The organism is Thermasporomyces composti, assembly GCF_003386795.1.
In the GTDB taxonomy this organism is placed as follows: domain Bacteria; phylum Actinomycetota; class Actinomycetes; order Propionibacteriales; family Actinopolymorphaceae; genus Thermasporomyces; species Thermasporomyces composti.
The window spans coordinates 2,095,208-2,118,843 of sequence record NZ_QTUC01000001.1 but is presented as its reverse complement, the minus strand read 5'-3'; the positions used below and the strand labels follow the sequence as shown (position 1 = coordinate 2,118,843).

Here is a 23,636-nt window from a genome sequence, read left to right as displayed (position 1 = left end):
GCACCGATGAAGCTCATCTTGACTCAGGAGGTGTCCGGCCTCGGCGGGCCCGGTGACATCGTCGAGGTCAAGGACGGCTACGGCCGCAACTACCTCATGCCGCGTGGCCTGGCCATCCGCTGGACGAAGGGCGGCGAGAAGCAGGTCGCCGCGATTCGGAAGGCTCGCGAGGTCCGGCAGATCCGTGACCTCGACCAGGCTCGTGAGGTGAAGGCGCAGCTGGAGGGCCTGACGATCACGGTCCCGGCGCGGTCCGGCGCGAGCGGGCGCCTGTTCGGCTCGGTCACGCCGGCCGACATCGTGGAGGCGGTCAAGCAGGCCGGGGGCCCGCAGATCGACAAGCGTCGAATCGAGATCGCGAACCCGATCAAGACGCTGGGCAGCCACCAGGTCTCGGTTCGGCTTCACCCGGAGCTGAGCGCGACGCTTGCTCTCGAGGTCGTTCCGGCAGCGTAGTTCTCACTGTCCGTAACCTAGGGCGGGTCGATGGTACGACCCGTCCTAGGGTTGTTCACAGCGTTGTCCACAGGGGCGCTGTCGATCTTCCACGCGGGCTTCGGCCCGATTTCCACAGGTCCCGTCAGGCCGTTGTGGATAGATGTCGTCGCCGTGCCGTGATCACGCTCCGGAGTCGGGAACGCGCACGTCGCGCTCTCGACTGTCGCCTTGCCGGAGCGCGGCGATCTCGGCACGGAGCGCTCGTAGCTCCTCGAGCATGATCCGGTCGCGTTCCTTCTCCGCGGCCCAGTCCCTGGCAGCCTCGGCGCGCTGCTCGGCCGCGATCTCGCTCTCCATCCCGTTGACGACGACGGCGATGAAGAGGTTCAGCACCGCGAAGCTCGACACCAGGATGTAGGTGACGAAGAAGACCCAAGCCCACGGCAGCTCCGCCATCACCTCGTCCGCGATGTCGGGCCAGGCCTCACCCGTCATCACCTGGAAGAGCGTGAACAGCGTCGTGCCGAGGTTGCCGAAGTGGTCGGGGGCGACGGAGCCGAACAGCCCGGTCGCCATGACGGCGGCGATGTAGAGCACCAGGCCCAGCAGGGCGCCGGTGGACAGCATCCCGGGGAGCGCCCCCAGCAGCCCTTCGATGACGCGCCGCATGGACGGCACCCGCGACACCACGCGCAGCGCCCGCAGCACGCGCAGCGCCCGCACCACCGCGAACGGTCCGGTCGCGGGGACGAGCGCGATCGCCACCACGGTCAGGTCGAAGAGGCTCCACGCGTCACGGAAGAACCGTTCCCGGTAGGCCAGCATGCGCAGCACCAGCTCGACGACGAAGATCGTCAAGGCGATCCGGTCGAACCAGTGCAACAGAGGGCCGACCGAGCTGACGATCGCCGGTGACGTCTCGAGTCCGAGCGTGACCGCGTTCGCCACGATGAGCGCGGTGATGCCGTGGGTGAACCACGGGTGCTCGACGATCCCTCGGATGCGGTCCGACGACACCGATGCCCCCTCGTCACCGTCGACACGTCACAGTCACGGTCAGCCGGTCGCCAGCTCGACCCGGGGCGGCGAGGCCTGCGGCCGCATCGCACGGCCCGGAGGCTGATCTCGACTGCTCACCGTCGCGTGGAGGCTACCGGACGGTGAGGAACGCTCCTCAGGCGTGGCTTCGGGTCTTCGCGTCCGGGCCGGTCACCAGCCACTGGTTCCCACGGATACGGACGACCAAGGTGACCAGGCGGGCGACCATGAAGCCCCCGAACGCCCACCACAAGGCGACCAGCCCGCCGTGGGTGAGCAGGACGAGACCGGCGAGGGGAAGGAACGCCACGAGCGTCCACACCCCCGCGTAGGCGAGGTAGCGACCGTCACCCGCGCCGATGAGCACGCCGTCGAGGACGAACACCACGCCGGCGACCGGCTCGAACACGAGGAAGAGGAGGACCACGCTCGCGAGCAGCGCCTGCACGTCGAGGTCACGGGTGAACAGGGACACGTACAGCGGCCTGGCGAGCACCATCACCACGCCGAACACCGCCCCGGCCGCCACGCCCCACTCGATCATCCGACGGGTCGCGGCGCGCGCCCGGGCCACGTCGGCGGCGCCCAGGTACCGGCCCACGATGGCCTGGCCCGCGATCGCGATGGCGTCGAGCGCGAACGCCAGCGTGCTCCACAACGTGAACGCCACCTGGTGCGCGGCGAGAGCGGTGTCGCCGAGGGACGTCGCGACGTAGGTGGCAGCCAGGATCGCCACCCTCAGCGTGAGAGTGCGGACCAAGAGCGGGACACCGGCGTGAGCGGACGCGCGGATGCCTGCCAGGTCGGGGCGGAGGGAGGCGCCGTGGCGGCGGGCGCCGCGGACGACGACCACGCCCAAGGCGATGGCGCCGCCGGTCTGCGCCAGGACCGTCCCCCACGCCGAGCCGGCGATCCCCCAGCCGAGGCCGTAGACGAACGTGACGTTGAGGACGATGTTGCCGAGGTAGCTGCACGCGGCGATCCACAGCGGCGTCCGGGTGTCCTGGAGTCCACGCAGCACACCGGTGCCGGCGAAGGTGAGCAGGAGGCCCGGCATGCCGAGGACCGCCACCCGCAGGTACGTGACGGCGTGCCCGTGGACCGCCGGCGAGGGGTCGAACGCGTCGACCACCGTCGGGGCCACGAGCACACCGAGGAGGGCCAAGGCCACTCCGAGGCCGAGCGCAAGCCACAGCCCGTCCACACCGAAGCGCAGCGCCGTGCGCATGTCACCCGCCCCCAGCTGGCGGGCGACCGAGGCCGTCGTGGCGTACGCCAGGAAGACGAAGAGCCCGACGAGCGTCTGGATGGCCGTCCCCGCGAGCCCCAGGGCGGCGAGCTGCGGGGTGCCGAGGTGCCCCACGATGGCGGAGTCGGCGAGGAGGTAGAGCGGCTCGGCGACCAACGCGCCGAAGGCGGGCACGGCGAGCCGCAGGATCTCGCGGTCGTGCGGGTCGCGCAGGCGCAACCCTGGCCGGGTGGAGACAGCAGGGGGCACCGCCCCATCATGCCGGCTGGCGTCGGTGACCGGGAACGGGCTGTCGCCGCCAGGGGTGGGAGGCCACCCGAGGACGGGCAGCCGAGGCATGAGTTTTCTGCCGTGCCGGCCGACTTTCTGTCATCCACAGCGTGGGGACGGCGATCGCGCAGGCAGAAGGCCGGATGCCCGACATGACCCACAGTTGTCCACAGTCTCATCCACACGCTGTGCACAGCTCATCCCCAAGCGGTCCCCAGGCTTCGCGGGGTTCACCCACAGGGGCTGTGGAGGACGAGTTTCTCCATCCCGATGAGGTGCGCGTAGCGTCGTACCTCACGTCGGACCCTCACCCCCCACCCCCGCTGACCAGCCGCTGGGCTTCCCCGGCCGGTCACCTGTCGGTGCCCTGCGCTACACCGGCTCAGGTGGACGAGCGTCCGACGGCGTCGTCACGGGAGATCTCGGGAGGGAACGAGCGGCTGTGAGCGTGAGCGAGTTTCCCGTTTCCCGCGTCGCTGGCGTGGCCGACCGGGTGCCGCCGCACGACGTCGCCGCCGAGCAGTGCGTCCTGGGCAGCATGATGCTGTCGAAGGACGCGATCGCGGACGTGATCGAGGAGGTCCGCGGCTCGGACTTCTACCGTCCGGCACACGAGACGGTTTTCGAGGCGATCCTCGACCTCTACGGCCGAGGCGAGCCGGCCGATGCCGTCACGGTGGCAGCGGAGCTGCAGCGCAGGGGGGAGCTCACTCGCGTCGGTGGCGCGCCGTACCTCCACACCCTCATCGCCTCGGTGCCGTCAGCCGCGAACGCCAGCTACTACGCCGCGATCGTGCGCGAGAAGGCGATCCTGCGGCGGCTGGTCGAGGCCGGCACCAAGATCACCCAGATGGCGTACGCCGGCGACGGCGACGTCGACGACATCGTCGACCGCGCCCAAGCCGAGATCTACAACGTCACCGAGCGCCGGACCAGCGAGGACTACGCGCCGCTCAGCGAGATCATGGAGGCGACCCTCGACGAGATCGAGGCGATCGGCGCTCGCGACAGCATGGTGGGCGTTCCCACCGGCTTCGCCGACCTCGACGCCCTCACCAACGGCCTCCACCCCGGCCAGCTCATCGTCATCGCCGCTCGCCCCGGCGTCGGCAAGTCGATCCTCGCGCTCAACCTGGCCCGCGCGGCGGCCATCCACAACAACCTCGCCTCGGTGATCTTCTCGCTGGAGATGAGCCGCACCGAGATCACCATGCGGCTGCTGTCGGCGGAGGCGCGCGTCCCGCTGCAGCACATGCGGCAAGGAACGATGAGCGACGACGACTGGGCCAAGCTCGCCCGCAAGATGGGCGAGGTGTCCGGCGCACCGCTGTTCATCGACGACTCGCCCAACATGACGCTCATGGAGATCCGGGCGAAGTGCCGGCGCCTGCGACAGCGCCACGACCTCCGGCTGGTCATCGTCGACTACCTGCAGCTGATGACGTCGGGCAAGAAGGTCGAGAGCCGCCAGGTCGAGGTCGCGGAGTTCTCCCGGAACCTCAAGCTGCTGGCGAAGGAGCTGGGTGTTCCGGTGGTCGCCCTGTCGCAGCTCAACCGGAGCCCGGAGCAGCGCACGGACAAGCGGCCGATGCTGGCCGACCTCCGCGAGAGCGGCAGCATCGAGCAGGACGCGGACATGGTGATCCTGCTCCACCGCGAGGACGCCTATGAGCGGGAGTCCTCCCGCCCCGGCGAGGCCGACTTCATCATCGCCAAGCACCGCAACGGCCCGACCGCCACGATCACGGTGGCGTTCCAGGGCCACTACCAGCGGTTCGTCGACATGGCCCAGGGCTGACCGGGCCGGGCGGCTCCTCGTCTCCTCACCGTCGGCTCACCGTCCGTGCCTCACCACCGGTGGGGCCCCCGGGTGGCGGAGCTGTCGGGGGAAGCTGTCAGCATGGCCGCTGTCCCCGAACGACAGGAGACGCGGATGATCCTCGAGGACGCCCCTCGCCGTGGGCTGCAGCACTGCGAGACCTCCACCCTCGGCGTGCTGCTGCGCCACCAGGGCCTGGAGCTCTCGGAGCCCATGATGTTCGGGCTCGGCGCCGGCCTGTCGTTCATCTACTGGGATCGCAAGGGGATGCCCATGCCGTTTCTCGGCGGACGGGTGCGGCCCTTCGAGCTCACCACGAACCTCTGTGACCGTCTCGGGCTCGCCCTGTCGACGCAGGAGACGTCCTCCCGCCGCAAGGCGTGGCAGAACGTGACGAGCCAGCTCGACGCGGGCCGCCCCGTGGGGCTGCAGCTCGACAGCTACCACTTGCCCTACTTCACCCCGCCTCGGGTGCACTTCGCCGGCCACATGGTGGCGATGTACGGGTACGACGACGAGCGCGCCTACGTGGTCGACACGGACCAGCAGGGCGGTGCGGTGACCGTCGATCTGGAGAGCTTGGCCGCCGCCCGAGCCGAGCGCGGTCCCATGGCGGCGCCGAACAGGTCGTTCACCGTCACCGTTCCGGCCACGCTGCCTCCGTTGCGGGAGGCGGCGGCCGCGGCGATCCGGGACTGCGCGTCGACCTTCCTGGACCCACCGATCGCCAACCTGGGCCACAGGGGCATCGCCAAGGCCGCCAAGCTCGTCGTCACCTGGCTCGACCGAAGCGCCGACCCAGCCCGGGACCTGCCCCAGGTCGCCGCGCTCATGGAGCGAGGCGGCACGGGCGGCGCGCTGTTCCGCAACCTCTACCGGGACTTCCTGGCCGAGTGCGCGGAGCTGATCGACGACGAGGCCGTCCGGGTCGGCCACGAGCGCTACGGGCGGGCCGCGACGCTGTGGACCGAGGTGGCCGGCCTGATCGCTCAGGCGGGAGAGTCCGGTGACGAGGGTCGGCTGCGCGACGCGTCCGCGGTGCTGTCGGAGATCGCCCAGCTCGAACGGGAGGCCATGACGGCGCTCGTCGCCGTCGAGACCTGAGCGCGACGATCCCGTGCCCGGCTAGCCCGTCACCTCCGCCGCCAGGGCGGCCTCGATGTGCGCGCCGAGGGCGAGCAGGACCTCCTCCTGGTACGGCGCGCCGACGAGCTGCAGCGACGCGGGAAGTCGCGAGCCGGCTCGAGGGATCGGGAGCGCCAGCGCCGGCAGACCGGTGAGGTTGAACGGCACCGTGAGGTAGGTGGTCCGTGCGCGTTCTCCCAACCTCGGCGGTTCCATCGCCATCGTCGGCAGCGCCAGGACGGTGTGCTGGTCCAGCAGGGCGGTCAGCCGCGCCGTCGCCGCGACGCCGACCCGGCGGCAGTCGACGACCCGTCGCGGGCTGATCTCGGCGGCGCTGGCGATATCGGTCGCGTGCCGGGGTTCGAGCCGGTCGGCCCGAGCGAGGAGGTGCCGGTGCGCCCAGTACCCCTCGTAGACCATGAGCTCGTTGGCGGCGTTCACCCACGTGTCCCACTCAGGCAGCTGGGTCTCGGTGATCGTGCAGCCCGCGAGCTTCAGGGCACGGTCGACGGCCGCGTCGATCGTAGGGTCGACGCCCGGGAACCGCAGGCGCGCCACGGTGAGTGGGACGTCGTCGAGGCTGGCGGTCTCGAATTCCGGCTCGAGCAACTGCATACCGAGCGTGGTCCCCGCGACGTCCCGGGCCATCGGTCCGACCGTGTCGAGCGTGCGGGAGAACTCGAACACGCCGTGGGTGGGGACCCGGCCCGCGGTCGTCTTGAGGCCGACGATGCCGCAGCAGGCCGCCGGCACCCGGACCGATCCGCCCGTGTCGGTGCCGTAGGCCACGTCGGCCTCGTCCCGGGCGACGGCCACGGCCGAGCCGCTGGAGGAGCCGCCCGGGATGCGCGTCGGGTCGAGCGGGTTCGGCGGTGTGCCCGTCCAGGGGTTCACGCCGTCGGCGTGCCGGCACAGCTCGACGAGATTGGTCTTGCCGACCACGCGGGCGCCTTGCTGCCGGGCGGTGGCTACGACGGGCGCGTCGAGGGCGGCCGGGACCGCGTCCTCGGCGATCGCCCGGCAGCCCACGGTCGTCGGCGTCCCCGCCACGTCGATGCAGTCCTTGACGGCGAGGCGAGGACCGTCACCGTCCGCGTCGAGGCGTAGCAGCCAGATGGAGTCCACGCACGCATCCTGCCGTACGTCTCGGATCAGGTGTCGCCCTCGCCCGACGCCCGGGGCCGGTCGGTGGGCGCCTGCTCATCCGACGCGCCGCTGGCGGGCCCGACACCGAGCGCACGGGCGGCGAGCTGCGCCAGGTGGACGGGTTCGCGCTCGCTGGCCTGTCGGACCTGGGTCCGGCAGCTGAACCCGTCGGCGAGGACGGCCACGTCGTCGCCGGCCGCCCGGACCGCCGGGAGCAGGACGCGTTCGGCGCAGGCCATCGACACCTCGTAGTGGCCCTTCTCGAAGCCGAAGTTGCCGGCCAGGCCGCAGCAGCCGGAGTCGAGGACTTCCGCATCCACGCCCAGAGCGCGCAGGACCTTTCGGTCAGCGGTGTAGCCCAGGTCGGCGTGCTGGTGGCAGTGGACCTGCACGAGCGCCCGCTGGCCCGGGTTGCGAACCTGAAGGTCGTCCACGTGGTTCGCGAGCAGCTCGGCGAACGTCGTGGTGCGCCTGGCCAACGCGGCCGCGTCGGGGTCGTCGGGCAGCAGCTCCGTCAGCTCGCCCCGGAACAGCGCCGTGCAGCTCGGTTCGAGCCCCACGACGGGCACACCGGCGTCGAGCCACGGCTTGAGGACCCGGACGGTCCGCCGCAGCACGCGCTTGGCGACACCGAGCTGACCGGTCGACACCCAGGTCAGACCGCAGCACACCGGCTTGTCGGGAATCTCCACGCGGTAGCCGAGGGACTCGAGCACGGCGACCGCGTCCTTCCCCAGGGCCGGGTCGAAGCCGTTGGTGAAGGTGTCCGGCCACAGCAGCACACGAGGCGCGTCGTCGGGCACCGCGGTGGGCGTCCGGCTCCGGAACCAGCGGACGAACGTCTCCTCAGCCAGTGTCGGGATCTCGCGTTCCGGCGCGATGCCGCCGAGCTTCTTGGCCAGGCGCGCCAGCGCGGGTCGCCGTGCCGCGGCGTTCACCATCCGGGCGAAGGGCGCCGCGAGCCGCAGCCACGCGGGCAGCCATCCCATGGAGTAGTGGGACGCCGGCCGGATCCTCCCCGCGTAGTGCTTGCTCAGGAACTCGGCCTTGTAGCTGGCCATGTCGACGTTGACCGGGCAGTCGGTCTTGCAGCCCTTGCACGACAGACACAGGTCCAGGGCCTCGCGGACCTCCGTCGACCGCCAGCCGCCCTGGATGACCTGGCCGGAGGCCATCTCGAACAGCAGGCGAGCCCGGCCGCGGGTGGAGTGCTTCTCCTCCCGGGTTACCCGGTAGCTGGGGCACATGACGCCGCCCTGGGCGGACAGGCACCTCCCGACACCCATGCACCGTCGCGTCGCGCCGACGAAGCCGTCGCGGTCGTGGGAGAACGCCAGAGTCGTGCCACCGCGCAGGGTGGGCGGGGCGACGAAGACACGGAGGTCGTCGTCCAGCCGGGCGGGGTCGACGATGCGGTGGGGGTTCATGAGCCCGTCGGGGTCGAACGCCCGCTTGAACTCCGCGAACGCGGTGAGGATGTCCGGCGGGTACATACGGTTCAGCAGCTCCGCCCGGGCCTGGCCGTCGCCGTGCTCGCCGGAGAGCGAGCCGCCGTGCTCGGTGACCAGGTCGGCGGCCTCCTCGATGAACCTCCGGAAGTCGGCGATTCCCCGCTCGGTGAGCAGGTCGAAGTCGATGCGGATGTGGATGCAGCCGTCGCCGAAGTGCCCGTAGTAGATGCCCTGCCGACCGTGCTCCTTCATGAGCGCGTCGAAGCCACGCAGGTACGAGCCGAGCCGGTCCGGCGGGACGGCGGCGTCCTCCCAGCCGGGCCACGCCTCACCGCCGTCGGGCAGTCGGGTCGTGCTGCCGGCGCCGTCCTCGCGAATGCGCCACAGCGCTCGCGCCTGCGCCGGGTCGGTGACGACCAGGCTGGTGGCGCCGTACTTCTCCATCGCTCGGGCGACCTCGCGGGCGCGCTCCTCGGCCTCGGCCGGCGACTCCCCACCGGTCTCCACGTAGAGCCACGCGCCGCCGGCCGGCAGGCTGTCGAGCGCGGGGTTCGCCGGGTTCCGGGACCGCACGATGTCGACGATCGTGGCGTCGACGCTTTCGATCGCCAGAGGGCGAAGGTCGAGGAGGGGCAGGACGTGGTCGGCGGCCACGAACTGGTCGGGGAAGCCGAGGACGACGAGCGTCCGGGCCGCCGGCGCCTCGACCAGGCGGACCTCGGCCTCCAGGATCGTGGCGCACGTGCCCTCGGTGCCCACGAGAGCCTTCGCCAGGTCGAAGCCGGCCGTCGGCAGGAGCTGGTCCAGGTTGTAGCCGGAGACTCTCCGGGTGAGGGTGGAGTGCGCCGGGCCGGCCTGGGCCGGGTCGCCGTACAGCTCCTCGATCCGAGGACCGTACTGGTCACGCAGGGCGCGCAGTGCCCGGTAGAGCCGACCGACCCGCCCGGGTTCCTCGCACCGTCGGGCGAGCTCCTCGTCGGAGGTGGGGCCCACGGTGAGCCGGGTTCCGTCGGCGAGGACCACGTCGAGGGAGGCCACGTTGTCGACGGTCTTGCCCCACGCGACCGAGTGGGCGCCGCACGCGTTGTTGCCGATCATGCCGCCGAGGGTGCAGCGGTTGTGGGTGGACGGGTCCGGTCCGAACGTCAGGCCGTGCCGGCTGGCCGCCCGGCGCAGGTCGTCGAGCACGACGCCCGGTTGGACGCGCGCCCGTCGGCGGTCGGGGTCGATCTCCAGGATCGCGTTGAGGTAGCGGCTGAAGTCGAGCACGACCGCGGTGTTGACCGCCTGGCCGCCGATGCTGGTGCCGGCGCCGCGCGGCAGGATCGGGACGCCGAGGCGATGGCACACCTCGATCGTGGCGAGCACGTCGTCGGTGTCGTAGGGCTGGACCACTCCGATCGGCACGTGCCGGTAGTTGGAGGCGTCCGCGCTCCACATGGCACGGCTCGCGGCGTCGAAGCGCACGGGCCCACGGACGACCTTGGCCAGCTCCTTGCGCAGGGCCGGCGCGTCAACCTCCGGTTTCGCGGTCTGCGTGGTTCTAGGCACGTGCCGAGCCTTGCACGCCGGTCTCCAGCGCCGTGGGGCGGGTCGAGGTCGCGTCCGTGGGCCCATCGCGAATCACGACGGACGGCGTGAACGGGACGCACCGTCACGGCACACGGGTGTCCCCCCGGCACAGGGCCAGGACGTTCTCGATCACCCGGTGTCCGGAGTCGCCGTGCGCGGTGAGGATGGACTCCGGGTGGAACTGCACCGCCCACCACCGTCGGTGGGGGTCCTCGATGGCCATGGTGACCGTGGCGCCGCTGGGGTCCTCGGTGACCGCGGTCACCTCGAACTCCTTCACCTGGTCCGGCTCGGCGTAGAGCGAGTGGTAGCGCCCGGCGGTGAACTGCTCCCCGAGCCCGGTGAGCAGCCGGCCGCCGAGCACCCGCACCGACCCCGGCTTGCCGTGGACCGGGTACGGCAGCAGGTCGAGCTGGCCGCCGACGTACTCCACCATGGCTTGCAGACCCAGGCACACCCCGAACGCCGGCAGGCCGCGCTCCTCGATCGCCGCCAGGAGGCGGGCACAGGCGAAGTCCTCGGGGCGGCCGGGTCCGGGCGAGAGCACCACCAGGTCCGGCGCCAGCTCGTCGAGCAGCCGCTCGGGGAAGCCGTAGCGCAAGGTCGTGACCTCGGCACCGTGCTGCCGGAAGTAGTCGCCGAGCGTGAGGACGAAGGAGTCCTGGTGGTCGACGAGGAGCACGCGACGTCCGGCTGGGCGGGTGCTCCCGTCGCTCGTCCTGTTCTGGGGAGCTTGGTGGGTGTCCGTCGGCTCGGTCAGGGTCTCCAGCAGGGCGCGCGCCTTGAGGTAGGTCTCGCGTTCCTCCGCCTCGGGGTCGGAGTCGTACAAGAGGGTGGCTCCCACCCGGATCGTGGCGACGCCGTTCTCGATGTGCGCCGCTCGCAAGGTGAGACCGGTGTTCATCGACCCGTCGAAGCCGGCGAAGCCGACAGCGGCGCCGTACCAGCGGCGGGGCGCGTCCTCGTGGTCCTCGATGAACTGCATCGCCCACTGCTTGGGCGCGCCGGTCACCGTGACGGCCCACATGTGGGTGAGGAAGGCGTCGAACGCGTCGAGGCCGGGCCGCAAGCGCCCCTCGATGTGGTCGACGGTGTGGATCAGCCGGCTGTAGAGCTCGATCTGGCGTCGGCCGATCACGCGCACGCTGCCCGGGACGCAGACCCGCGCCTTGTCGTTGCGGTCGACGTCGGTGCACATGGTCAGCTCGGACTCGTCCTTGACGGAGTTGAGCAGGGCGCGGATCTGCCGCTCGTCGTCGAGGGCGTCCTTCCCGCGCCGGATGGTGCCGGCGATCGGGCAGGTCTCCACCCGGTCTCCGGTCACTCGCACGTACATCTCGGGCGAAGCCCCGACGAGGTACTCGCCGTCCCCGAGGTTGAAGAAGAACTCGTACGGCGCGGGGTTGCGACTGCGCAGCCGTGCGAAGAACGCGGCGGGCGAGTCGCACGAGACGTGGAGCGCGTGGCTGGGTGTCACCTCGAACAGGTCGCCTCGCCGGAAGTGCTCCTTGGCCTTCTCGACGATCGCGGCGAAGCGGCCCGGCGGTGGAGGCGCGGGCGGGCTGACCTGGGCTGGATGCCGAGGCGTCGGTGGGGTTACTCGTGGCGAACCGTGGGTGCTCTCTCCCCCGATCTCGAAGTCGTAGGAGTAGCGGAGGCTCGTCTCCCGCTTCCGGTCGATGACGAGGATCTCGTCGGGCAGGTGGAGGACCAGGTCGCGGTGCGGGGCCGTCGTTCGGTCGTGGCGGAGCCGCAGCGGCTCGAACTGCGTCGCCAGGTCGTACCCGTAGGCGCCGTACAGCCCGAGGTGCGGGTCCTCTGGGCTGGCGAACGCCGCGACAATCGCGCGGAGGGCGGTGAAGACGGTGGGCTGGCGGTGCCGCTCCTCCTCGGTGAACAGCTGGTCGGAGGGCGGGATGTCGATCGTGAGGGTGGTCGTCTCCCGTTCGAGGAGCTCGCCGACGGTCGCCAGCGCCGCTTCGACGGCTCGCAGCAGCACGGTGCCCCGCTCGTTCAGCGCCCGCGCGCGCAGTCGGCGGCCGTAGGCGACGAGCTCCAGCGGTGGGTCGACGTACCCCAGGTGCCAGCGGCTGTAGCGGCCCGGATAGTCCACGCCTGAGCTCAAGACACCACCGCGCCGGCTGTCGAGCCTGGCCGCGAGCTGGTCGAGGGTCGTCGGATCGACCGGGGCGGCGGTCCGCGTCACGGTGATCCCGCCGGCGGTGAGGTAGCGGAGCGTGTCGTCCACGGCGGTCGGCCTTTCGAGTCGGGCCCGCACCGCCGGAGCGCTCCGGTCGTAGGACGAAGAGACCGCCGGTGCGGGCGGTCGCTTCGTCGATCGGGGTGCGCAGACCGAGCGGCCGCCCTACGGGCGGCGCCACCACTGGGTGTTCGACCTGCGCATGGCCGGGAGGCTACCACCGATCCGGCGGTCTCCAACAGACCGACGTCCAGACCGAACACCCCCGGCTCGAGGTCCGTCGCGTCGCCCCACGAGCTCACTCGATGGTGATCCCGAAGGCGCCGAGGACCGAGTACACAGCGACCAGGATGATGGCCACGCTGCTGATGACGAGCAGGCTGTGGAAGGCGCGTCCGCCGTAGATCCTGGGGTCGACCTCGGTCCGCCGCAGGTACCACACGGCCACGACGACGGCGAGGAGGAAGATCCCGGTCATCACGCCACCGACCTGCACCATGATCACCGGGGAGCCGATGACGAGGTACGCCAAGCCCCAGACGATGGGCAGCACGACGGTGAAGAACCGGGTCCAGCGTTGTCGGCTTGCCTGGTTGTCCCAGTCGACGAGGCGCAGGGTGCCGAGCACGTTGACGTGCATCCGCGACCAGCTCGGGATCGACGCCCACAGCGTCGAGCCCAGGACGGCGATGGCGCCGATGAGGAAGGAGATCGTCGCCCACTCGCCGAGGGTGTCGGTGTACATGCGGGAGAGGGCTGTCAACATCTCGTTGCCCTCGGGCTGGAGGCCCTGCGGGTGCAGGACGGCGGCGCCCATGATGAAGAACGCCAGGGTCGCGAACGTGTAGATCACCCAGGAGACGAACGCGTCCTTGTACATCACCCGGATCCACCCCTTGGCGCGGCGAACCCAGGCGTCCGAGCCGTCCGGCGGGCCGGTCCACCGCGCGTAGCCCTTCTCGAGACACCAGTAGGTGTAGAAGGTGATCTCGTCGGCGCCGACTCCGGTGATGCCGAACATCGCCACCGCCGCGCCCACCGCGCCGGCGGGGATCCGTAGCGCGAGCCCGTTGAGGATGTCCTCGCTGTTGTAGGCGAACGGCGTGAAGGGCAGCCCGAACGCGATCGCGACGGTGAGGACGGAGAAGATCGCGACCAGGACGAACGCGCCGCGCTCGATGAGGCTGTAGCGGTTGGAGTACAGCAGCGCGATGCTGCCGGCGATCAGGGCGATCGTCCAGATCGTCAAGGACGTCTTGCCAAGCGGCTCGCCGAAGGGGAACAGCAAGCTGAGGGCGGCCGCGACCCCGCCGATGACGCCGCCGAGCTGGAGGATCTTCGACAGCGCCAGGACGATCCACAAGGCGTTGACCCAGCCGATCCGGCCGAAGCGGGGCGGCACCTTGTCGTAGCCGGTGAGCGCGGGTTGGCCGGTGGAGATCGTCCAGCGTGCCAGCTCGACCTGGACGGCGACCTTGACGGTCGTCGACAGGATGACCATCCACAGCAGCGCGAAACCCGCCTCGGCGCCGAGAGCCGTCGTCGCGATCAGCTCGCCGGACCCGACGATCGAGGCGCTCACGATGAGCCCGGGGCCGAGGTAGCGAAGGCTCGCTCCCCAGCCTTTCGGCGGCTCCCTGATCCCCTCGGTCGTGAGCCGGTACGGGTCGGCCGCTGCGGTCTCGATGGCCATGGCGGACCTCCTCCCGGCTGGCCGTGGCGCGAGCGACCCTGTTCGCGACCATAGGTCCGGCTCGGGCGAGGGTCAGGAGGTCGAGCCGATATCGGTCACCTGCCTAGGACCGGGCGGCGAGCCATTCCTCCAGCTCGGTCCGCGTGGGGATCCCCGACCGTCCGTCGATGGCGCGACAGGACAGGGCGGCCGCCGCGTTCGCGTAGCGGACCGCTTCCGCGAGCGGCAGCCCGCGGTCGACGGCGACGAGCAGCGCGCCGTGGAAGACGTCGCCGGCTCCGAGCGTGCTCACCACCTCGACCTCGAAGCCGGGCACGTGGACGTGTCGCCCTCGTGCCTCGGCGGCGTAGGCCCCGGCGGCGCCGTCGGTGGCCACGACGACGCGGGCTCCGTCCGCCAACGCGCGGTCGAGGAGCGCCGCGATGGGCAGGTCCCCATAGGCGCGCTGGAGCGAGGCGGTCGTGGGGACGTAGAGGTCGACATCGCGGGGTGTGAAGTCCGGTATGGGGTTGCCGGCGTCCACGGACAACCGGGGCGTGGTGTCCAGCCCTCGCACGGGCGACCAGCCGAGGTGGTCGACGTGAACCCACGCGGCGTTCGCGACCAGCTCACGCGCTCGGGGCGTCAGCTCGAACGGTGGCATCGGTCGGGTGCAGATCGCTCGGGTTCTCGTGGACCGGTCGACCAGGATGACGCTGGCGCCACCCTCGCCGGCCGGGACGGGGATGACGCCGGAGGTGTCGACACCCTCGCGCTCGAGGTCCGCTCGAACCCGCTCGCCCTGCTCGTCGTCCGCGATCGGTCCGATGAACGCGACGTCGCCGCCGAGGCGCGCGGCCGCGACGGCGGCTGTCGCGGAGTTCCCGCCGTAGCCGGACACGATCGTCTCGGCCACCAGACGCTCGTCCGGGGCCGGGACGTGCGGCACGACCGTGATCGTGTCGACGTTGACCGAACCGACGAAGACCAGCCGACTCATGGGCGCGGGCGTTCCCTTCTGGGTTGTCCGACATCGGCACGGGGCCGGGCCCGTGTCCGTTTCGTCAACAAGGATGTCTGTTCCAGCCCGCGACCACGTGCGCGGTCCGGCCTACCGTCGAGCACGTCGGTGCCCATCCCTGTCACCTGCGGGAGGAACCATGGTCGACGACGCGCGGCTCGCCGAGTACGCGAAGGCCTACGCCGAGAACGGCTACGTGCTCGTCAAGGGACTGCTCGGCAAGGACGAGGCGAAGGCCTATCGAGAGGAGTGCCACGCGCTCATCGAGCGGCTCAATCGAGACGTCGATCCCACCTGGGGCAGCGCTCGAGAGCTGACCATGGGGAGCCCGACGCAGCTGCGGCATTGCCACGACGTCCAGTTCTACGCGGGCGCGTTCGCCCGGCTCATCGTCGACCCGCGGTTCACCGACGTGGCCGCGGCGGTCATGGGGACGCCGAACGTCCAGCTCCACCACACGAAGATGTTCATCAAGCCGCCGGAGAAGGGTTCGCCGTTCCCGATGCACCAGGACTATCCGTTCTTCCCGCACGCCAAGCACTCGGTGGGGGCGGCGATCTTCCATTTCGACGACGCCCCGGTGGAGAAGGGCTGTGTCCGGGTCGTGCCGGGGAGCCACACGAAGGGGCCGCTGCCGCACCGGGAGGAGGGCGGTTGGCACCTGCCCTTCAGCGAGTGGCCGCTCGAGGAGTCGGTGCCGTGTGAGGCGGAGGCCGGCGACGTGCTGTTCTTCAGCTACCTCCTCGTCCACGGCTCGGGCGTCAACCGCACGTCGGAGGCGCGGACCACGCTGCTCGTGCAGTTCCGCGACCCCACCGACCCGCCGACGAAGAACGTCCACACCGAGTCGCTGGGCCAGGGCATGATGCTCCGCGGCATCGACCCGACCGCGCGGGGATCCACGACAGCGTGACCGCTTCACCGTCGCGTGGTGTGTTCCCGGGTCACCAGGCCCGGGAGCACACCAGCCTGGCCCGCGGGGGGAGGGCGATCGAGCGCCTCAACGCCGTGCGCGTCGCGGTGGAGGTCGGCGGCCACCAGGCGGAGTTCCTCTCGTGGGGCTTCTACGAGCCCTCGCCCTGGCGGAACTACCTGCACACGCACTCGTTCTACGAGATCTGCTACGCGTACGCCGGGCGGGGCGTGTTCCGCACCGGGGCGAGGGAGTACCCGGTCGAGGCGGGCGCTGTGTTCGTGGCGCGACCAGGCGACGTCCACGAGATCGTCTCGAGCGACGACGACCCGCTCGGCATCCACTTCTGGTCCTACACGCTCATCCCGGTGAGGGCGGCGGCGCGATCCGGCTCGTCGGACCACGACCACGGGCGCGCGTTGCTCGCCGCCTTCGCGGAGCCAGCGGCCCCGGTGCTGTCCCGGCGGTCCGGCCAGGTTCCCGCCATCCTGGAGCTGCTGTGCGCGGAGGCGGCGAACCCCGGCCCCGGCGTCGGGGACGTGGTCCGCAACCTCGCTGGGTTGTTGGTCGTCGAGACCGCTCGCGCGGTCGTGGATGACCAGAACCTGACACCGGAACCCGCGCCCGAGGCACCGACCCGCGACGAGCAGATGGTTCGGACCATGGTCCGCTACCTGCGAGACAACTACGACCGGCCGGTCCGGGTCCGGGACGTGGCGGCCCAGGTGCACGTGAGCGAGCGCCACGCGAGCCGGCTGTTCCGCGTCTTCACGGGGACGACGATCCACGCGTTTCTCGTCCGGTTGCGGCTCGAGATCGCCGCTCAGCGCCTGCTGGCCCGCGCGGCGAAGGCTGGTCCGGTCTCCATCGCGGAGGTGGCCCGCTCCTGTGGGTATCCCGACGTGCGCCACTTCACCACCGTGTTCCGGCGCCACTGGGGCGTCACGCCGGGTGCTTTCCGATCCGGCGACGGCACCGCTCACCTCCCCACCGACGGGCCCACCGACGGACCCACCGAGAAGCACCGTCCTCGGGCCCAGGTGCTGTCGTCGAGCGTGCTGGCACCGTGACGGCAGGTGTGTTGACGCTCCCAGAGCTCGCTGACTACGTTCCGTACGACACTCCGCGCGGCGGTCTTCCCGACGCGTTCGACGGCCGCGCCGGTCGCGGCGCGCAGATGGAGGTGCTGTTTGGCCCAGGCGGATCAGGTCTCGGACGCTCCCCAGCAGTCGGAGCGTGGTCCGGTCCCCGCTCGCGCGACCTTGTTCGACGTCGCGCTCCGCGCTGGTGTCTCCCGCTCGACAGCGTCCCGTGCCCTCACCGGGCGGGGCTACGCGGCACCCGAGGTGAAGGAGCGCGTCCGGAAGGCGGCGGAAGAGCTGGGGTACGTGCCCGACGCGAACGCCCGCGGGCTCAAGGCACGTCGCACGGCGACCGTCGGGCTCCTCGTGTCCGACTTGCGGAACCCCTTCTACGCCGAGGTCGCCGCCGGCGCGGGCGGTGTGCTCCGCCAGGAGGGATACACGATCGTGCTCGTGGACGACGCGGGCAGCGACGTGGAGGAGATGGCCGCGGCGCGGACCTTCCTCGCGATGCGCGTGGCGGGCGTGCTGCTCACACCGGTGTCCAAGGCGGCGAGCCAGTTCGTCCTCCGACACGGTGTGCCCGTCGTCGAGATCGACCGGCAGTTCTGCCGTGGCGAGTGCGACGCGGTGCTGGTCGACAACGTCACGGCGGCCCGCGAGCTCACGCGTCACCTGCTCGAGCTCGGCCACCGGCGCATCACGATGGTCGTCGACGAGATCGACTGGACGTCGAGTGCCGGTCGGGCCAAGGGATACCGGCAGGCGCTCGTCCAAGCCGGTCGACCGGTGGGTGACGAGGCGATCCTGTGCTGTGGGTTCGACCAGGCGCGTATCGAGAAGGAGGTCGCGGCGCTGCTGTCCAGCCGCCGTCGGCCGACCGCGGTCTTCGCCGCCAACAACCTCGTCGCCGCGGCGGTCTGGCGGCAGGCCAAGGCGCTCGGTCTGCGGATCCCCGAGGACCTGTCGTTCGTCGCGTTCGACGACTCGCCGTGGATGAGCATGGTGGAGCCAGGCATCACGACAGCGGGGCAGCCGGCGGCCGAGCTCGGTGCGCGGGCCGCGACGGTGTTGCTGTCGCGCATCGCCAAGCCCGGGCGTCCGCGCACCACTCGACTGGACTGCCCGCTCATCATGCGCGGCTCGACCGCGCGTCCGGCTCGGCGCACCCGTCAGACCCGTCCGACCTGACGCGTCCACAGCGATGTCGCGGTCTGTTCGTGGGTTCTGACGCAGCGTCACGCTGGCTCGCGGACGGGGCCGGCGTTGACGCCGCTTCGCGCCGGCCCTACGGTTCCTACGGTTATGGAAACGATCCCATGCTGCTCCTGACCGGGATGGCGGGAGCGAGAGGACGCGAGAAGCGGGCCGGCGAGCAGCGGGAGGGAGTGGCCGATGTCGAGGCCTCAGGCCGCACCGCGACGGACCCTCCACATGGTGGGCAACGCGCACATCGACCCGGTGTGGCTGTGGCGGTGGCCGGAAGGCCTCGCGGAGGCGAGGGCGACCTTCTGGTCGGCGATCCACCGGATGGAGGAGTACCCCGACTTCGTCTTCACCTGTGACCAGGTGGCGTTGCTGGCGTGGGTCGAGCAGACCGACCCCGCGCTCTTCGAGGAGATCCGCAGGCGAGTGGCCGAAGGTCGGTGGGTCAATGTCGGCGGCTGGTGGGTGGAGCCGGACTGCAACCTGCCGACGGGTGAGTCCTTCTGCCGCCAGGGCTTGTACGGCCAGCGCTACCTGGCGGAGAAGTTCGGCCGGAAGGCCACCGTCGGCCTCAACGCCGACCCGTTCGGCCACCACGCCAACCTCCCGCAGATCCTGCGCAAGCAGGGCCTGGAGGCGTACGGCTTCCTGCGGCCGGGTCCGCACGAGGCGACCTTGCCGGGCAACCCGTTCTGGTGGGAAGGCCCGGACGGCTCGCGCGTGCTCGCCTACCGCATCCCGCACGAGTACTGCAGCCCAGGCGCCGACATCGGCTACCACATCGACAAGGCGGTGGCCCAGCTGCCACCGGGCCTGACCGAGGCGATGGTCTTCTACGGCGTCGGCAACCATGGTGGCGGGCCCACGAAGGCCAACATCGACAGCATTCACCGGCTCGACGAGCTGGGCACGTACGGCGAGCTCGTGCTCTCCAGCCCGCCGGCGTACGTCGACGCGGTGCGCGCGTCCGGCGTCGACCTGCCGGTGTGGAAGGGTGAGCTGCAGCACCACGCCGCCGGCTGCTATGCCGCGCACTCCGGCATCAAGGCGTGGATGCGCAGCGCGGAGCACGCGCTCCTGGAGGCGGAGAAGTGGGCGCTCGTCGCCTCCCACGTGGCCGGCACGCGGTATCCGGACGAGGAGCTCACCCACGCGTGGAAGCTCGTCCTCTTCAACCAGTTCCACGACATCCTGCCGGGTACCTCGATCGAGCCCGCGTACGAGGACGCGCGGGACGAGCTCGGCGAGGCGCGCGCGATCGCGCGGCGCGTTGTCAACCTCGCCCTGCAGAGCATCGCGCGGGACGTCGACATCCCGCTCCGCGAGGGCGCCCAGCCCGTCCTGGTCTGGAACCCGCACCCGTGGCCGGTGCGCGCGGACGTCGAGTGCGAGTTCGGCCTCAGCGTCAACCTGGACCGGGTGGAGGACGACACCGGCCAGGCGGTCCCGGTGCAGCGCACCCGGCCGCTCGCCACCACGTCGAACCCCCGCCGGTTGGTCTTCCCGGTCGAGCTGCCGCCCCTCGGCTACCGCCTGTACTGGCTGCTGCCGGCCGAGGGGCTCACCCCGGCCGTGACCGGCGCAGGACGGCCCGCCGGGGGGACGCCCGGCGAGCGCGTCGTGATCGAGAACGCCCACCTCCGAGTCGAGGTCGACCCGACCACGGGCTGGCTGCGCAGCCTGCTCGACAAGGGGAGCGGCGCGGACCTGCTCGCCGGCGTCGACCGCCCGCACACGGTCGTCGCCGATGACCCGACCGACACGTGGGGGCACCGCGTCGTCTCCTACGCCGGCCCGGGGACGCCGTTCAAGTGTCAGTCGGCGCGGATCGTCGAGCAGGGCCCCGTCCGCACCGTCGTGCGGATCGAGAGCGGGTACGGCACCTCCACCTTGGTCGAGGAGCTGATCCTGGGCGCGGAAGCGCGACACCTCGAGGTGCGGGTGACCCTCGACTGGCACGAGCGGCTCAAGCTGCTCAAGCTGAGGTTCCCCACGGCGCTGCGGAACCCCGTCGCGACCTACGAGATCCCGTACGGCCACCTGGAGCGGCCCACCGACGGAGCGGAGGAGCCCGGGCAGTCGTGGGTGAACGTGACGGGTGAGCTGCCCGACGGGCGTCGGGCGAGTCTGGCCGTCCTCAACGACGCGAAGGCGGCGTACGACGTGAGCGGCCCCGACATCGGCATCACCGCCGTGCGGAGCCCGGTCTACGCCTGGCACGAGCCGCGACGCCTCGACCCCGACGAGCCCTACAGCTACCAAGACCAGGGCCGTCAGACGTTCCGCTACCTCCTGGTCCCGCATGACGGGGACTGGTGCGCGGCGGGTGTGCCTCGGCTCGCCGCCGAGCTCGCCCAGCCTCCGACGGCGACGTACGAGTCCTTCCACGCCGGGACGCTGCCCTCCGCACGCTCGTTCGCCCACGTCGAGGACGGCCCGATCATCCCCACCGTGCTCAAGCGGGCCGAGGACGGTCCCGAGCACGTCGTCGTCCGCGCCTACGACTCGTCCGGCGCGGGAGGACGGATGACCCTGCGGTTGCCGTTCCTGGATCGGGACGTCACGGTCGATGTCGCCCCGCACGAGATCACCACGCTGCTGGTGCCGACCGACCCCGACCGTCCGGTCGTGGCGGCGACGATCCTGGAGGAGCCGGTGTCCTGACGGTGCGACGCGCGGTCCGGACCACCACGGACAGATCCTCACGGAACGGGCGATCCGCCGAGGGAAACGCTGTGGCGTCCGACCCGCTTCTCCGTGAGGTCGGTCTCGTGGGATCGTTTTCTCGGTAACCTCAGGCCGGGCAGCCACCTGCCCGCGAGGACGCGTCGTGGGAGGGGACGAGATGCGTGAGCTGTTGGCTCGCCAGCTTGGCGACCACATCGAGACAGCTCGCAGCGTCGAGGCGCTGCTGCCCTTGGTCTGTGACATCGGAGAGCTGCTGTGCCGGACTTTCGCCCAGGGTGGTCGGCTCTACACGTTCGGCAATGGCGGCAGTGCGGCGGACGCGCAGCATCTCGCCGCGGAGATGGTCGGCCGCTACAAGCGGGATCGTCGCCCACTCCCGGCCGTCGCGTTGACGGTCGACCCCTCCGTGGTCACCTGCGTCGCCAACGACTACTCCTACGACGACGTCTTCGCCCGCCAGGTCAGCGCGTTAGCGCGTTCCGGTGACGTGGTCGCTGGCTTCACCACGAGCGGTCGCTCGCCGAACATCGTCCGTGGTCTCGCCGCCGCACGCGACGCTCGCGCGACGACGGTGCTCTTCGCGGCCGGTGGCGGTGGCGACGCGCTCCAGTACGCCGACTACGCGGTGCTCGTGCCGTCGCTCACCACCCCCCGCACCCAGGAGATGCACCAGCTGATCCTGCATCTGCTGAGCGAGTGGGTGGACGCGTGGGCGGCCGGCGAGGTGGACGAGAGCGGCAACGTCATCCAAGCCGTCACAGGGTGACGGTGGCGCGGACGGGGGACGGCATTCCCGGGTCGGGACAGGCGACGACCGGCGGTCACCGGACGTCGACCAGCGCCTCGGCGACCTGACCGAACCGCACCTGCCCCACCGTCAGGTCGACGGCGATCCGGGCGCGATCGGCTCGGATGCCGGCGGGCGGACAGAGGACGAACGGCACCCGAGCCTCCTGCCCACGGGCCAGCTGAACGACCTGTCGCCGTCGCGGCGTCCCCCATCCGGCCGGGAGGACCAGCTCGAGCACGACCGGCTCCGACTCGACCGCGCGGTCTGCCGTGACGCTGAGGGGGTTGCGCACGAGGACGGTCACCTCGGCGGAGGAGCCGGCCGCCACCCGGGAGCGGTACGGCAGGATCCGCGTCCCGAGGCCGAACCGGCCGAGGTCCACCTCGTCGAGCGGCAGCAGGGCGCGGTGCAGCTCCGCGAGCCGCCGTCCGTCCTCGAGCAGCCGATCCAGGTAGGCCTCGTCGACCCAGCGAGGCCGCCAGTGCCCGCTGACCATGAGGTCGGGACGCAGCTTGCGGTACAGCTCCGCGCTGCGGATGTAGTCGTCGTAGTGGAAGCCGTTGCGGTACTGGTAGTTGAGCACCTCGCTGCGCTGTCCCTGGACCCAGCCGCCGTCCTGCTGGTCGCCGGTGACGACGACGCGCACACCGTCGACCACTACCTCGATCGCGACGGCGTAGAGCGTGTGGCCGGGCAGCTCGTGGACGGTGAGCTCGTACTCTCGCCAGCGCACCGGCCGGCCGAGGGGAAGGACCCCGTCGGACGGGATCGGGTCGTACCACAGGCACGGCAGGTCGAAGGCGCGCGGCGCGTCGAGGATCGGTGTGATCGTCTCCGCGGTCCAGATCTCGGTGCCCTCGACCTCGCGGAGCAGGTTGAACCCGGCCACGTGGTCGTCGTGGTAGTGGGTCGGCATCGCGACCTCGACCCGCTCGACGCCGTGGTCGCGTCGCAGGCTGGTGAGCGGGGAGAGCAGCGGACGCCGCGAGGCTCGGTCGTTGCCGGCCATCGGCATGGCCGCGTCGTACCCGAAGTCGAAGAACAGCGCTGTGCCGTCCCGCGACAGGAGGGCGTACGTGGTGGCGAACGTGGTCCGACTGCGCAGCAGGTGAGGGGTCAGGGTCTCCCAGGTGTCGCCGCGGCGGGACGAGGCGTCCCACGGTCGACCCAGCCGCATCGAGGCGAGCGCGGCGAGCCGGTCGACGACGAGCGACAAGCCGGCCGCGGGGTCGTGGATCGGGTCACCGTGCGAGGGCAGGAGGACGTCGGGACGCTCGTCGAGGAGCGTCTGGCAGGAGTGAACGGTGGTCGCGAGACCCTCGATGCCGGTGTAGGTCCACTGCGTCGCCGCCAGCGACCACACCTGGCCGGGTCCGCGCACGAGGTCGCCGACGAACGCCAGCCGCCGGCCGTCGATGTCGACCAGGTAGGTGACCGAGCCGACGGTGTGGCCCGGTGTGGGCAGGGTGTGGACGTCGACGTCGCCGTATCGGCGAGTGCGGTACTCCGCGACGGTGCCCGTGACCGGGACCTGCTCCAGCAGCGAGAAGCGGTCCTCCCGCAGGTCGTATCCGTTGTCGAGCGGCCGGGTCCGCCAGTGCTCGTCGACGTGCGCGATGAGGTCGATCTCGACCGGGGGCACCCAGATCCGGATGCCTCGGCCCGCTGCACGGGCGAGTCCTTGCACCTGGTCGCGGTGGTGGTGGGTGACGAGGACGTCGGTCACCTCGCGGACACCGAGCTCGTCGAGGTGGTCGAGAACCGCGCCGCTGCCGAAGTCGACGAGGACCGCGCGGTCACCGGTGTGCAGGACGTAGACCTCGCAGGTGTCGGTGAAGGCGGAGACGTGCGGGCTGAGCCGCCGTGTCCGGCCGAAGGGGCGCACGCCCGAACCCTCGCGAGTCACCAGTCCTCGACGGGATGCGTGTACACGTCCATGTCCGACCGAGGAGTGTA

The 23,636-nt window shown here is 71.1% G+C and carries 16 protein-coding genes; 8 read left to right on the top strand and 8 right to left on the bottom strand.

Going from position 1 to position 23,636, the window contains the following annotated elements; genetic code table 11:
• Nucleotides 1-6 precede the first annotated feature (6 nt).
• Nucleotides 7-456: a 50S ribosomal protein L9 gene (gene rplI / locus DFJ64_RS09185; RefSeq protein ID WP_115850090.1), complete on the top strand. Its 450-nt coding sequence runs from the start codon at nt 7-9 to the stop codon at nt 454-456.
• Nucleotides 457-618: 162 nt separating this feature from the next.
• On the opposite strand, the gene DFJ64_RS09180 is transcribed toward rplI, so the two are convergent.
• A complete protein-coding gene (locus DFJ64_RS09180; protein WP_115850089.1) occupies nt 619-1,455 on the bottom strand; it encodes an ion transporter in 837 nt (278 codons plus the stop codon).
• A 157-nt stretch (nt 1,456-1,612) separates the two neighbouring features.
• Nucleotides 1,613-2,974, bottom strand: a complete 1,362-nt coding sequence (locus tag DFJ64_RS09175) for an MATE family efflux transporter (protein ID WP_245941028.1) — start codon at nt 2,972-2,974, stop codon at nt 1,613-1,615.
• 469 nt (nt 2,975-3,443) lie between these two features.
• On the opposite strand from DFJ64_RS09175, the gene dnaB reads away from it, so the two are divergent.
• Both dnaB and DFJ64_RS09165 read left to right on the top strand, forming a co-directional pair.
• A complete protein-coding gene (dnaB, locus tag DFJ64_RS09170) occupies nt 3,444-4,793 on the top strand; it encodes a replicative DNA helicase (RefSeq protein WP_211310550.1) in 1,350 nt (449 codons plus the stop codon).
• 102 nt (nt 4,794-4,895) lie between these two features.
• Nucleotides 4,896-5,918, top strand: a complete 1,023-nt coding sequence (locus DFJ64_RS09165) for a BtrH N-terminal domain-containing protein (protein ID WP_211310549.1) — start codon at nt 4,896-4,898, stop codon at nt 5,916-5,918.
• A gap of 21 nt (nt 5,919-5,939) precedes the next feature.
• Here the strand turns inward: DFJ64_RS09165 and DFJ64_RS09160 are convergent, their stop codons facing one another.
• The 5 genes from DFJ64_RS09160 to DFJ64_RS09140 all read right to left on the bottom strand — a co-directional run bounded on the left by DFJ64_RS09160 (nt 5,940) and on the right by DFJ64_RS09140 (nt 14,980).
• A complete protein-coding gene (locus tag DFJ64_RS09160; RefSeq protein WP_170152559.1) occupies nt 5,940-7,064 on the bottom strand; it encodes an amidase in 1,125 nt (374 codons plus the stop codon).
• Nucleotides 7,065-7,090: 26 nt separating this feature from the next.
• On the bottom strand, nt 7,091-10,087 hold the full coding sequence (locus DFJ64_RS09155) for an FAD-binding and (Fe-S)-binding domain-containing protein (protein WP_245941027.1): 2,997 nt from the start codon (nt 10,085-10,087) through the stop codon (nt 7,091-7,093).
• A gap of 103 nt (nt 10,088-10,190) precedes the next feature.
• A complete protein-coding gene (locus DFJ64_RS09150; protein ID WP_115850083.1) occupies nt 10,191-12,356 on the bottom strand; it encodes an anthranilate synthase component I in 2,166 nt (721 codons plus the stop codon).
• Nucleotides 12,357-12,606: 250 nt separating this feature from the next.
• The gene (locus DFJ64_RS09145; protein WP_115850082.1) at nt 12,607-14,001 is read right to left on the bottom strand and encodes an Nramp family divalent metal transporter; all 1,395 of its coding nucleotides are present in this window, start codon (nt 13,999-14,001) and stop codon (nt 12,607-12,609) included.
• 103 nt (nt 14,002-14,104) lie between these two features.
• A complete protein-coding gene (locus DFJ64_RS09140) occupies nt 14,105-14,980 on the bottom strand; it encodes a carbohydrate kinase family protein (protein ID WP_115850081.1) in 876 nt (291 codons plus the stop codon).
• Between the two features lie 160 nt (nt 14,981-15,140).
• Here DFJ64_RS09140 and DFJ64_RS09135 point away from each other — a divergent pair, with 160 nt between their 5' ends.
• From DFJ64_RS09135 to DFJ64_RS09115, 5 genes are all read left to right on the top strand, one after another.
• Nucleotides 15,141-15,914 carry a phytanoyl-CoA dioxygenase family protein gene (locus tag DFJ64_RS09135; RefSeq protein ID WP_115850080.1) on the top strand — a complete coding sequence of 258 codons (774 nt, stop codon included), beginning with the start codon at nt 15,141-15,143 and terminating at the stop codon, nt 15,912-15,914.
• Nucleotides 15,911-16,984: an AraC family transcriptional regulator gene (locus DFJ64_RS09130; protein WP_115850079.1), complete on the top strand. Its 1,074-nt coding sequence runs from the start codon at nt 15,911-15,913 to the stop codon at nt 16,982-16,984. The genes DFJ64_RS09135 and DFJ64_RS09130 overlap by 4 nt, the downstream gene beginning before the upstream one ends.
• A 120-nt stretch (nt 16,985-17,104) precedes the next feature.
• Nucleotides 17,105-18,187: a LacI family DNA-binding transcriptional regulator gene (locus tag DFJ64_RS09125; protein ID WP_115850078.1), complete on the top strand. Its 1,083-nt coding sequence runs from the start codon at nt 17,105-17,107 to the stop codon at nt 18,185-18,187.
• Between the two features lie 204 nt (nt 18,188-18,391).
• A complete protein-coding gene (locus DFJ64_RS09120; protein WP_115850077.1) occupies nt 18,392-20,866 on the top strand; it encodes an alpha-mannosidase in 2,475 nt (824 codons plus the stop codon).
• Between the two features lie 166 nt (nt 20,867-21,032).
• Entirely contained in the window at nt 21,033-21,656 is a 624-nt protein-coding gene (locus tag DFJ64_RS09115) for a D-sedoheptulose-7-phosphate isomerase (RefSeq protein ID WP_245941026.1), read from the top strand.
• Nucleotides 21,657-21,711: 55 nt separating this feature from the next.
• Here the strand turns inward: DFJ64_RS09115 and DFJ64_RS09110 are convergent, their stop codons facing one another.
• A complete protein-coding gene (locus DFJ64_RS09110; RefSeq protein WP_115850076.1) occupies nt 21,712-23,565 on the bottom strand; it encodes an MBL fold metallo-hydrolase in 1,854 nt (617 codons plus the stop codon).
• Between the last annotated feature and the right edge of the window lie 71 nt (nt 23,566-23,636).